Annotated in this window: 9 protein-coding genes, 1 tRNA gene and 1 pseudogene; 9 read left to right on the top strand and 2 right to left on the bottom strand. The window is 57.8% G+C overall.

The window, feature by feature from the left end; translation table 11 throughout:
- The first annotated feature begins 92 nt into the window (after positions 1–92).
- The 3 genes from ACP3TE_RS03275 (at position 93) to ACP3TE_RS03265 (ending at position 3,200) form a co-directional block, all read left to right on the top strand.
- Positions 93–2,420, top strand: a complete 2,328-nt coding sequence (locus tag ACP3TE_RS03275) for a helix-turn-helix transcriptional regulator (protein ID WP_133833059.1) — start codon at positions 93–95, stop codon at positions 2,418–2,420.
- A gap of 271 nt (positions 2,421–2,691) precedes the next feature.
- Entirely contained in the window at positions 2,692–2,955 is a 264-nt protein-coding gene (locus ACP3TE_RS03270; protein WP_105657093.1) for a type II toxin-antitoxin system Phd/YefM family antitoxin, read from the top strand.
- A complete protein-coding gene (locus ACP3TE_RS03265; protein WP_105657094.1) occupies positions 2,952–3,200 on the top strand; it encodes a type II toxin-antitoxin system RelE family toxin in 249 nt (82 codons plus the stop codon). The genes ACP3TE_RS03270 and ACP3TE_RS03265 overlap by 4 nt, the downstream gene beginning before the upstream one ends.
- A gap of 285 nt (positions 3,201–3,485) precedes the next feature.
- Here ACP3TE_RS03265 and ACP3TE_RS03260 read toward each other — a convergent pair whose 3' ends face one another.
- Complete coding sequence (locus ACP3TE_RS03260) at positions 3,486–4,937, bottom strand: CocE/NonD family hydrolase (RefSeq protein WP_426736191.1); 1,452 nt, start codon at positions 4,935–4,937, stop codon at positions 3,486–3,488.
- A 688-nt stretch (positions 4,938–5,625) separates the two neighbouring features.
- The gene (locus tag ACP3TE_RS03255; protein ID WP_105657291.1) at positions 5,626–7,416 is read right to left on the bottom strand and encodes an ABC-F family ATP-binding cassette domain-containing protein; all 1,791 of its coding nucleotides are present in this window, start codon (positions 7,414–7,416) and stop codon (positions 5,626–5,628) included.
- A gap of 197 nt (positions 7,417–7,613) precedes the next feature.
- On the opposite strand from ACP3TE_RS03255, the gene ACP3TE_RS03250 reads away from it, so the two are divergent.
- From ACP3TE_RS03250 to pth, 6 genes and pseudogenes are all read left to right on the top strand, one after another.
- Positions 7,614–7,688, top strand: a tRNA-Gln gene (locus tag ACP3TE_RS03250).
- Positions 7,689–7,821: 133 nt separating this feature from the next.
- A complete protein-coding gene (gene glmU, locus ACP3TE_RS03245; RefSeq protein WP_388024133.1) occupies positions 7,822–9,273 on the top strand; it encodes a bifunctional UDP-N-acetylglucosamine diphosphorylase/glucosamine-1-phosphate N-acetyltransferase GlmU in 1,452 nt (483 codons plus the stop codon).
- Between the two features lie 72 nt (positions 9,274–9,345).
- On the top strand, positions 9,346–10,326 hold the full coding sequence (locus tag ACP3TE_RS03240) for a ribose-phosphate diphosphokinase (protein WP_332499429.1): 981 nt from the start codon (positions 9,346–9,348) through the stop codon (positions 10,324–10,326).
- 119 nt (positions 10,327–10,445) lie between these two features.
- Positions 10,446–10,925, top strand: coding sequence for a hypothetical protein (locus ACP3TE_RS03235; RefSeq protein ID WP_426735272.1), 480 nt, complete (start codon positions 10,446–10,448; stop codon positions 10,923–10,925).
- 214 nt (positions 10,926–11,139) lie between these two features.
- Positions 11,140–11,412: pseudogene (locus ACP3TE_RS03230) on the top strand (50S ribosomal protein L25); the annotation flags it as partial.
- Positions 11,413–11,454: 42 nt separating this feature from the next.
- Entirely contained in the window at positions 11,455–12,036 is a 582-nt protein-coding gene (pth, locus tag ACP3TE_RS03225; protein ID WP_105657104.1) for an aminoacyl-tRNA hydrolase, read from the top strand.
- Positions 12,037–12,063 lie beyond the last annotated feature (27 nt).

The raw sequence follows: 12,063 nt of genomic DNA, 5'->3' as shown, positions 1-12,063 counted from the left end.
CCGTGTGAGCTAAAGTCCGGCGGTGCCCCTGTGTCAAAAAACTACCCGGAACTCCTTCCGAAAGATCCCAAGTCAAAAGATATAATTTGGGCATGGACCCCCAAACGCAGTCAAGGCCTCCCGCTGAAGAACTTGTTGCCGAGATTTTATGGGACCGGATAGCCCCAAGCCTCGATCCGGAGATACGCTTGTTGTTGATCTATGCGCCGCAAGAATCGAATCGGCACCGGGTGGCTCTACGATGGCTCGATGGCCAAGGCGAGCTGATCAACGTGGGTATTCCGCCCGAGGAGATCTTCGATAAAATTGCCGAACAGCAGATGCGTGCACCCAACACACGCATAGCGGTCATTCTTCCTGCTGATTTTCCCGCCGCCAAGATGCTGCGCCATTTCAATGCTCACGTTGTTGATTTCAAGGATCTTTTCTTAACCGCTTCAGATATATCCACGTTGACCGGAGAAGATTTCCCTGATGCAGAAAGATTATGGCAACTGACCGGTGGTTGGCCTGGTTGTGTGCGTAGTCTCTTGGCGGATTCCTCTAATCAAAATGCTGCAGTCAATGCGCTGCGTCGTGCAGCCTTGCCATGGATTGATGCTCTTGATCCTGAAGGCATATTGAGGGAGTGCGCGTTCCTTCCTGAACTTACTGAAGATCTCATGGTAGCTTTCTATGGCGATCGTTATCCAAACCCTCCAAGTATCTCGGCCCTTAGCCGCGCGGCCATGGCACAACGCTCCCTGTCCGGGGACTGGGCTATGCCCCAATTGCTTCGGCAGGTGATTATTGACGACTTGGAGTGGCGGGAGCCCCAGCGTGCACAGTGGCTCCACGAGCACGCCATCGAATCCATGCATGCGGCTGGAAGAACCGGCGAGGCCGTACGTTCAGCACTAGGCAGACATTCGTGGCGGGCTCTTTCCACCGTCCTCGTCGATGGGTGGGTGGACCTTTTTACCACTGAGCCACGTCTCCTATTCGAGGCAGGCACCCGGTTGCCTCGATGGGCTACTCGACGATCGCAAATCTATGGTCCTGCGATGAAGATCGCTGCCGCGGCCGTTAAAGACCGGATGGTTATTCCTTTTCCGACAACGGAGCCTGACTATTTGACGGATCAGACTGCCCAATTGCTACGCGAGCACACCATCGAGCTCTATAGGCAACCGAAATCTGAGGCTATCTTCGCGGGCTTGGTTGAGTTGGGAATACTGAGGTTCCACGGCCACTACGGTTCCGAAGGGGCAGATGCCGCACGCCGTCTACGTCGTGCGGTCCGGCAGGCAACAGCTGCTGGCAATGTCAGACCATCGTTGGCAGCCATGGCTGAATTACATGCCGGAATGTCGATGGATATCGCCAACGAACGCCCTGCGGCGGCAGCCGCTTACGAATCTGCGTGGTCCTTGGCCGAGGTTACGGAAAACCATTTTATTGCCGCGGATGCAGCATCCAAATTGTCGCTGGTTCATGCTCAGGAAGGCAACACCCGTGCTGCTCGTCGCTGGCTCGTAAGCTTCCGCCATCATCATTCCAAGGTTCGTTGGGGTTCGGCAATGGTCGGTCGAGCTGCAGAACTTGCCGAAGCATTCGTGGCTTTCGCCGAGTTGGATATCGGAAAATTGGGTTCAGTACTTGGTCAACTGCCAGATGAGCCTGATAACGATGAGTTTTGGGCGGTGCACGCGCTGCTACTTGCCATCCATGCGGCATCGACTGATCGAGCAGAGGCAGCGCACCGGATTCTGGGGGCACTTGTGCTCTCCCGCCCCTATGCAGCCAATTCACCCATGGCCGGTAGAGCCTTGCATCATGCCGCAGCATTTCTGGGTGTTGAGGGTGGTTTCAATGCGTTGAACCATCAAGGCGCGTCCACAATACCCGCTTCTTCACCTGAACTCATTGCAACCCGTGCGCTGTATCGACTGTATCGGGGGGACCGCAACGGGGCTCTTGCTGTTCTGGCGGCAACGCCGAGCTTAGTGACTGGAGCCCGGCACGATAATCTGATCCGAAATACGCGGCTAGCAGCACGTTACATTGGGGTGCTGCCGGAAGGCGTCCTGGAGGACATTGCAAAACGACATGCATTGGATGGTGAGCTGATTGATTTGGCCCCGTTTTGGATGAGCGGGAGCATGTTGGAATTGGAAGAGTTGCTGCAACTTACTTCCGATCAGCTGGGCAGATTGAAGATTTTTATGCCACCCACCAGTGTCGAAGTCAGGCCTGTTTTGACTGATCGTGAACTCAGTGTGCTCGCAGGCCTGCGTGCGGACCGTTCACGCGGACAGATCGCAGATGAGCTTTTTGTCTCGCCTAATACTGTTAAATCCCAGATTAGTTCTCTATACCGCAAGTTGGATGTGAATTCAAAAGCAGAAGCACTAAAAATTGCCACACGTTGGGGGTACTAATCAGCGCCTGGTAAGCCCCAAGAGATATCCAATGAGCCTAGATGTATCTATACTCATGGGAAGAGTGCTTTACGGATAGGCGGTTTATGGAACTGGGTTTAACTACGAAATGACTTGGAAAATCTGTTGATTTTTCAACTGTCGAAAATATCGTCAAGGGAAGTTGATTGATGTGTCGTAAACGACGATTTTGACACGCACCGCCGATGCTTTAGTTTTCAATTGAAACTGTCCATATGTATATTGTGTACACAAATGATATCGTAGAAGAATGAACTCCATCACCTCCTCTGTCACGATTCGCGCACTTCGCGATGGTCTTGCTGATGCTGTTAGCCGTGCTAGCTATGGGCATGAGCGTGTGCAGATTACGAAGAATGGAAAGCCTGCTGCGGTCCTCATTGGACCTGAAGATTTTGAGCTTTTGGAGCAACTGGAGATGTTCCGGGATGTCGCCGATTATCGAGCCGCCAAGCTGGTCGATGATGGCGAGCGCATTAGCCTCAGCGAACTGCGCGCTGAGCTCGACGCGTGACCTCTTGCCGCGTCGAATTTACCACTTCGGCTGCTAAAGAACTGAAGAAGCTAGACCCTGGTATACGGCGTCGCGTTTTGTTAGGTATTGCTCATCTGGAGAGGGATCCTCGTCCTAGCGGGTGTAAGAAACTAGTAGGTGAAACTAACGCGTGGCGGATTCGTATTGGTGACTACCGGGTACTCTATGAAGCGATGGACGAGGTTCTTGTCGTCACGGTCGCCCGAGTGGCGCATCGTCGCTAGGTTTATAGGTAGTCGTCGCCTGAATTGTCAGCTAGCCGCGTCTGGGGCTCCGTTATCAATGATTTCTAGTCGTTGAGCGATTCATTCGCTTTGGCCTTATTTAGGCGGATCGCGCATGGTTCATGCAGGCATTGCGAGATATCAATGCCGTTGCTCGACCTTCGCCCGCTGCGGGGTGAATGATCCTGAGACTTTCAGCTGTGTGTAATCACTCCACATAACCGGCGTACGAACACAATTCCCCGTGGCGCGCTCAGCGCCACGGGGCAGTTGCCAGTATTCAGCTCAGGTCGTCGCGTGCCCTGAAACCGACATCAGCGCCCGTGCCGTCAAGCCCATGGTCAGGCGCCACTTGGGGGAACCAGGCCAAGGGTTCTTGATCCATTCCCCCTGTGCTTCGACTGGAACGATGGGCAGATTCACCTTGGAACCGGTTACGCCGGACAAGATGTCGTTGTGCGAGACGACCATGTCATCTTCGGTGCACGTGTTCAGGTCGATGAAGCTGCCTGGGTTGCGTTCGTAAGTGGGGAACTTGCCGCCCGAGATGGCAATTTCAATCCGTTCACCGGGCTGGACTTGGACCGAGGTCGGGCGCATCTCGAAGGAGTAGGTGACTTCTTCGCCTGGCACCACGGCCTCGGGCTTGTCCCGGCCGTTACGGTACCGTGCGCGGGTGATGCCTTCGCTGTAAAGCCGCGAGGTTCCGTCGGCTGAAACGACATTCAACTCTACCAGCCAGTCGACGTCTGTGGAGGAGGTTCGAGCTTTGAGCTCGACGCTTGGCCATCCGGTAATCTCGACCGGGACAGTAAGCACGTCCGATTGGTAGACCAGGACACCAGGATGGTCGTGATGCGCTCCGACATCGGGCAGGCCGCCAACGACGGACTTGGCATCGTATGGGTTGCGCGGATCGTAGTCGAATGAGCATTCACCTTCTGGACCTGGATCTACGCTGAGCCTGTTGTCGGCGCCAAGGTAGTGGGAGGTGATCTTTGTTCCAGCGATGGGCCACTGTTGCTCAGCGCGCCACTTGTTGGCACCCAAAACGTAGATGTACGCCGATGGGCTCGACTCATCTCGCTTGCTGTCTCGATTGCGCGATGCGATCCAGTCGAACACGATCTGGTTGGTATCCACCGTGCTGCCAGGAAGTTTGACGTCAGACAATTTTTCGCTGACGAAGTTTCCGTGCTGCCACGGGCCGACGACCAGGAGCTGATCGGTCGATGTCATCTCGCTGGCCAGCTCGAACTGCCGCACCGTATTGCGGGTAAAGAGGTCGAACCAACCGCCAATGTGGGCGATTGGAACTTCGATGCGTGCCGCTTCCTCGCGCCCGACGCAGCTCTCGGAAAAGAACTGCGGATCATCTCGGTGGTTCAGGCGGTCTTCCAGCAACGTCGGGAAATGGCGGAAGAAGGGGAAATCGGTCATTGGAAGCCTACGGTATTTTGCCGCTGGATCTGCATTCAAGGCGTCGAGTTTGTCCTTGATCGCAGCACGCTCCGGCTCGGGCTTGGTCGCGATCATGGCTGGCCCGACGATTGGGTTGGTGGCCCATCCCAAGACGTCCTTGATCGACATCACTCCATTTTGGAAAGTGCGGGTGGTGTATTCATTGTTTGCAGTATATTTTTTTCCAGTCGAAACGTCAGCGCACGATCTTTGGCCCGACGTCTTCGTCTCTATTTCGTCGGTGGTAGCTTCTCTTGCTCGGCCACTGGCCGTCATTTTTCTACTCATGAAGTTCCGCACTGGATTAGAAAGTCTCTTGGAAGCGATAAAAGACCGTTTGCCCAGCATGGAAAGCCTGAAAAGTCCTTGGCTTGAGGCTTCGTGGAGCACCGCTGCAGTCAAAGTCCTGTCCGAAGGAATCAAGAGTTTAGGTCAAGAGCAGACTGTTGGCTCTGAGCCATCGGACGAGCTCTCATCGCAACTCGCGAAGGTGAAACCATCGGCCGGGGTTATTAACGCATTTCTCGAGGTTGAGCGGCAAGTCGGAAAGTATCTTAAGGCTGTTGGTTCCAAGCCCTCACGTGCTGGATCGTCCATCACCACCTTTCGACGAGATTCCTCCGCCCCCAGTAATCTGAAAAAATGCTGTGACCGAACTAGCTTCGCTTCGAAATGCCGCCGCTCATGGGGTGGGAGATATAAGCCTTGAATCAGCTCTGGAATACATCCGTGTGGCGTCGCAAGTAGCTGGAGAGCTGGATTCCCTCACCAATGAATCGTCGACGGGACTGTCGCAGGGACCCTTCTAAAGACGCACGGCAGTGATATTTTAGGAACCGTACACAGCCAGTAACGTGGCAAGCCAGTACCAAATAAACTAACAGTAGCGTCGCCTTAACTCGTCTGCGTGTGTCTCAACAACGACCGTTTCCGGACCCTCCAGCTCAGTCACAGTACGCAGACGCTATCCGAGCAGCTCGGACAGTTCCAGCCACCGTTCTTCCAATTCGTCGATCTGCGCTTGATACTCGTTGATCTCAGCGGTGAACTTGCCCAGCCCTTCATAGTCGCTCTGGTCATGATCGGCCATCTTGGCGTGGACCTTGGCGATCTTTTCCTCTAGCTGGCCGACCTTGCGTTCATTGGCATTCAGTTCCTTCTGCGCGGCACGCAGCTCTGCGCCCGAAGGGCCAGCAGGCTTGGCGGCAGTTTCGGAAGAAGCCTGCGAAGGATTGGACCCGCCAGTGGAACCTTCGGCAGCTCGCAGCAACAGGTACTCGTCCACGCCGCCGGGCACGTGGCGGAAGTTGCCGTTCAGGATCGCGTACTGCTGGTCGGTGACGCGTTCGAGCAGGTAGCGGTCGTGGGAGACCACGATCAAGGTGCCGGGCCAGGAATCCAGCAGGTCTTCCAGGGCCGCCAGCATGTCGGTATCGACATCATTGGTGGGCTCATCGAGGATCATCACGTTGGGCTCATCCATCAGGATCATCAGCAGCTGCAAGCGGCGGCGCTGGCCGCCGGAGAGTTCAGCAACCTTGGTCGACAGGTGTGCCGAGGAGAAGCCCAAGCGCTCCAGCAGCTGGGCCGGGGTCAGGTCCTTGCCATCCACGTTGAACGTGGTGCGGTAGCGGGCGAGGATTTCGCGGACCTTGTCCTGGCCGATCTGCTCCAGTTCGCGGAACTGCTGGTCCAGCACGGCCAGCTTCACGGTCTGGCCGCGCTTGATCTTGCCGCCAGTTGGCTCCACGGTCCCGGCGATCAGGCCCAGCAAGGTGGATTTGCCGGCACCGTTGGCACCGAGCAGGCCGGTGCGTTCGCCCGGGCCGATGCGCCAGGTGAAGGGCTTGAGTACTTGCTTGGCGCCGAAGGAGACCTCGGTGTCCAGCAGGTCGATGACGTCCTTGCCCAGCCGGCTGGTGGCCATCTTCTGCAACTCCAGCGGGTTGCGTGCCGGCGGGACATCGGCGATCAGCTGGTTGGCTGCCTCAATGCGGAACTTCGGCTTGGAGGTACGGGCCGGGGCGCCGCGGCGCAGCCAGGCCAGTTCCTTCTTCATCATGTTCTGGCGCTTGTTTTCGGTGACCGCGGCGATGCGGTCGCGTTCCACGCGCTGCAGCACGTAGGCGGCGTAACCGCCCTCGAAGGGCTCGACCAGGCGGTCGTGCACTTCCCAGGTGGTGGTGCAGACCGCGTCGAGGAACCAGCGGTCGTGGGTGACGACCATCAGGCCGCCGGCGTTCTTGGACCAGCGGTTATTGATGTGCTCGGCGAGCCAGGAGATGCCTTCGACATCCAGATGGTTGGTCGGTTCGTCCAGGATGACGACGTCCCAGTCCTGCACCAGCAGCGCGGCCAGAGCCACGCGGCGGCGCTGGCCGCCGGAGAGGGTGCTGACCTTCGCTTCCCAGTCCAGGTCTGCAACCAGCCCGGAGATGATGTCGCGGATGCGCGCTTCGCCGGCCCACTCGTGGTCGTCCATCTCGCCCACCACGCAGAAGTGCACGGTCGCTTCGGGATCCAGGGTGTCCGACTGGTCCAGCACGCCCACGCGCAGGCCGTTGCGCTTGGTAACACGCCCGGAGTTGGGCTCGATCCTGTCGGAGAGCATGCCGAGCAGCGAGGACTTGCCTTCGCCGTTGCGACCCACCAGGCCGATGCGGTCGCCATCGGAAATGCCGATGGTTACCGAGTCGAAAACGACATGGGTGGGATATTCCAGATGTAGGGCTTCGCCCCCGAGTAAATGAGCCACAATTTCCATTTTACGTTCCGGGAGCAAATCGAGGCCCTGGCAGGACCATCTGAGCGTGTGCCGTGCCAGGGGGCTTGGGCAGTTTAAAGCAGAGAATAAAAGTGAGTTTAGCTACGGTGTTTTGCGATTTCGCACATTGGGCTGATCATGGCAGAATAATTAGCGTGCTTGTCGGGCATGACCTGCGCAAGCCATTTTCCGCCCTGGTGTAATGGCAACACGCCAGCCTTTGGAGCTGTGCATTCTAGGTTCGAATCCTAGGGGCGGAACCAATGATGAAGCGTCACGCAAGTGGCGCTTTTATTTTTTAACCAGTTTCAGCGCACCCCGGAGCTCGCGATAGACTTGCTTTGAGGTTTTACTTCTCTGCCCAAAACCTTGAATCCAATTTGCAGGAGAATGCACTTGAGTGATCAGGTCAACGCACCAGTAGCTGTCATCGTCCTAGCCGCCGGCGCTGGCACTCGCATGAAATCGGCGAAGCCGAAGATCATGCATGAAATCGCAGGTCGGTCGATGATTGGCCACGCACTCTACGCGGCTTCCGCGTTGGAGCCGCAGAACCTGGTAGCGGTGGTCCGCCACCAGCGTGATCTGGTCGCAGAGCACATTCTGGGACAGTTCCCTTCCATCACCATTGCCGACCAGGATGAAATCCCGGGTACCGGCCGCGCCGTGCAGTTGGGCTTGGAAGCCGTGGACCCATCGCTTGAAGGCACCGTTGTGGTGACCTATGGCGATGTGCCGTTGCTCACCAGCGAGGTGCTCCAGGAACTGGTTGCTACGCACGAATCGAACCGCAACTCCGTGACCGTGCTGACCACCGAATTGGATGACCCTAACGGCTACGGCCGCATCCTGCGCGATGAACAGGGCGAGGTGGCAGGAATCCGCGAGCAGAAGGACGCTTCGGCAGAAGAACTGCTGATCAAGGAAATCAACTCCGGCATCTACGCTTTCGATGCCCAGATCCTGCGTTCGGCGCTGACCGAGGTCACCACCGAAAATGCGCAGGGCGAAATGTACCTGACCGATGTGCTCGCCATCGCCCGCGCACGCGGTGGCCGCGTCGCCTCCTCGCAGATCGCTGACCGCTGGCAGATCGAGGGCGCCAACGACCGCGTCCAGGTTTCCAATCTGGCCCGCATCTACAACGAGCGCAAGACCGAATTCTGGATGCGCCAGGGCGTGACCATCGTTGATCCGGCGACCACGTGGATCGACGCTGACGTCATGATCGGCCAGGACGCCACCCTCAAGCCAGGCACCCAGCTGCACGGCGAGACCATCATCGGCGCCAATGCCACTGTTGGCCCGGACAGCACCCTGACCAACGTGGTTGTTGGCCAGCGCGCTACCGTGAAGCGCACCGACGCCACCGACTCGCGCATCGCTGATGGAGCCTCGGTTGGCCCGTTCGCCTACCTGCGTCCCGGCACCGACCTCGGTGCGGATGGCAAGATCGGCGCCTTCTACGAAACCAAGAACGTCACGATTGGCCGTGGCTCCAAGCTCTCGCACCTCGGCTACGCCGGAGATGCTGAAATCGGTGAATTCACCAATATCGGCTGCGGCAACATCACCGCAAACTACGATGGCGAAAAGAAGCACCGCACCAAGATCGGTTCGCATGTGCGCACCAGCTCCAACACCGTATTCGTTGCCCCGGTTGAAATCGGGGACGGCGCCTACACCGGAGCCGGAGCCATCGTCCGCAAGAACGTCCCGGCCGGTGCCTTGGCACTGTCTGTGGCACCGCAGCGCAACTCCGAGGGGTGGACGCTGGAAAAGCGCCCAGGCACCTCCTCGGCTGACGCAGCGTTCAAGTCCTCGCTGAACTCTTCGGCTTCCGAGTAATTCAGCTACAGACTTCATTTCCTCGACAACAACCTCATACGTGATAGCGAAGCGAGCGAGAAAGCAAACCCCATGAGTGAAATCAGCCATAACGTCGACAAGAAGCTGGTGCTGGCCACCGGTCGTGCGCACCCTGAGCTGGCTGCAGAAGTAGCCAAGGAACTCGACACCGAACTGCTGCCGTTGAACGCCTACGACTTCGCCAATGGCGAGATCTACGTGCGTTCGGATGAGTCGGTTCGCGGCAAGGACGTTTTCCTGCTGCAGTCCTACCCAGCACCAACGAACAACTGGCTGATGGAACAGCTGATCATGATTGACTCGATGAAGCGTGCTTCGGCCCGCCGCATCACTGTCGTGGCGCCGTTCTACCCTTACGCGCGCCAGGACAAGAAGGGCCGCGGCCGCGAGCCGATCTCGGCCCGACTGGTTGCCGACCTGTTCAAGACCGCCGGTGCTGACCGCGTGATTTCCTGCGATCTGCACACCGCGCAGATCCAGGGCTTCTTCGACGGTCCGGTGGACCACCTGTTCGGCTTCCCGCTGCTGGCTGACTACATCAAGTCCAAGGTCGATGTAAATGAAGTCACCGTGGTTTCCCCTGACACCGGCCGCGTGCGCGTTGCCGAGCAGTGGGCAGATCGATTGGGCGGCACCCCGCTGGCCTTCGTCCACAAGTCCCGTGATCTGACGGTGCCTAACCAGGCCGAGTCCAAGACCGTAGTTGGCCAGGTGGAGGGCCGCATCGCGGTCCTGATCGACGATATGATCGACACCGGCGGAACCATCGCAGGCGCTGTGCGCGTGCTGAAGGAAGCCGGCGCCAAGGACGTCATCATCGCGGCTACCCACGCGGTCTTCTCGGATCCGGCTGCCCAGCGTTTGGCTGATTGCGGTGCCCGCGAGGTTGTTGTCACCAACACCCTGCCAATCCCTGAAGAGAAGCGTTTCGAGAACCTCACCGTGCTCTCGATCGCCCCGACGATCGCCCGCGCGATCTCGGAAGTATTCCACGACGGTTCGGTCACGAACCTGTTTGACGGCCGCGCCTAGCAGCCCTCGTTTCGCAACGCCTCTGGCCGGCACCTTAGGGTGCCGGCCAGAGGCGGTTAAGCGAACGCTAGGCTAGACCAAGACCCGGAAAGGCCAGCATGGAATTTGGAATACGGCAGGTGGCCATCGGAGGATTCGAACGTGCGCAGCTGCAGCAACGATTGGTAGAAGCCGGGGTCCAGCTCAATGACTATGCGAAGCAGTTGCTGCGGCACCCAATGTTCGATGAGGTTGTGACGGCGAACAATCTCACCCTGATAAGCCGGAATCTGCAACAGCTGGGCTTGGACGCCGGAGCAACATTGCCCCGGATATTCGAGCGCGCCGTCAGCAGGGGAATGCAGCTATGCCCCGCCATGACCGGCCCGTATCTGCGACTGGATTTTCTGGACCAAGCGTCTTCCAGCAATTCAGTGCTCAGTGATGGGAAGAAGCCGGCTGATTCGTTGACCGTCGCTTCCGCGGCACCCGGCGATCAGGAATTCCCGCGCGGATTCTATCTGCGGATGGTGGATGGAGTGCCGTGGCTGCGCGGTTATCGCTGCGATGACGCCCACGGCTTTACGCTGGACGATACTTTTATTTTCCAAAGCCGTTGAGCGGAATCCAGGAATAGTGGCGTTCGCTACAGGTTTTCCCGTTGGCGATGGCAGCTGGTAGAATTGTTGACTGTGCCCAGGCGAGGGAAACACCAGCAATGGTGGGACCGTTATCGACAAGGCCGGAAAAGCTCTTTCATCTCCTAGATGTTGGATGCTTCCCGAGTCCACGCAAGGGCCTTAACGAAGCATTCATTTCCTAAGGAGAATTATCATGGCATCTGTCAACCTTGACGCCGTTGTACGTAGCGATTTCGGCAAGGGCGCTGCCCGCCAGGCTCGCCGCGATGGCCAGATCCCAGCAGTTGTCTACGGTGCAGGCTCCGAGCCACAGCACGTACTGCTTCCAGGCCGCGAAACCACCCTGGCCGTTCGCGACCGCGGTGTTGAGCTGGTTCTGAACATCGAAGGCAAGACCGTGAAGACCACCATCAAGGACATCCAGATCCACGCGCTGAACCGCACCGTTGATCACATGGACCTGATCATCGCTGCCTAATTACAGCGAACTAGGTTTTAGCTGAGCATCATGAGTGATGGAACTTGGCTCGTAGCCGGACTCGGGAACCCCGGGTCCGGCTACGCTGGCAATAGACACAATATCGGGCAGATGGTGCTCGATGAGCTGGCACATCGAGTCGGCTCGAAATTCAAGACCCACTCCTCGCGTTCCCAGGTTGTCGAAGGACGCATGGGGGTTGGCGGTCCACGCATCGTGCTGGCCAAGCCCATGGTTTTCATGAATCTTTCGGGCGGGCCGGTAGCTAACGCGGCGAAGTTCTTCGGAATCGATGCCGCCCGGCTGATTGTCGTGCACGACGAGATTGACATTCCCTTCGATACCATCAAGCTCAAGCGCGGTGGCGGTGAAGGCGGGCATAACGGCCTGCGGGATATCTCAAAGGCCATGGGCTCCAAGGACTACCTGCGCGTGCGCGCAGGCGTTGGGCGCCCTCCGGGCCGCATGGATACTGCCAAATGGGTTTTGCAGGACTTCTCCAAGACCGAAAAGGCCGATCTTCCGTTTCTGATCGACAATTGCGCTGACGCAGTGGAATTGCTGATGAACTCGGGATTGGAAGCTGCCCAGGCAAAATTCCATATTAGCTGACCGCTGATCCCTATGGGGCGCGGTGAA

It is taken from the genome of Glutamicibacter sp. 2E12, from assembly GCF_050030965.1.
GTDB lineage: Bacteria > Actinomycetota > Actinomycetes > Actinomycetales > Micrococcaceae > Glutamicibacter.
Note: the sequence above shows the minus strand (reverse complement) of the source record. Positions and strands in the feature narration are given on the sequence as shown.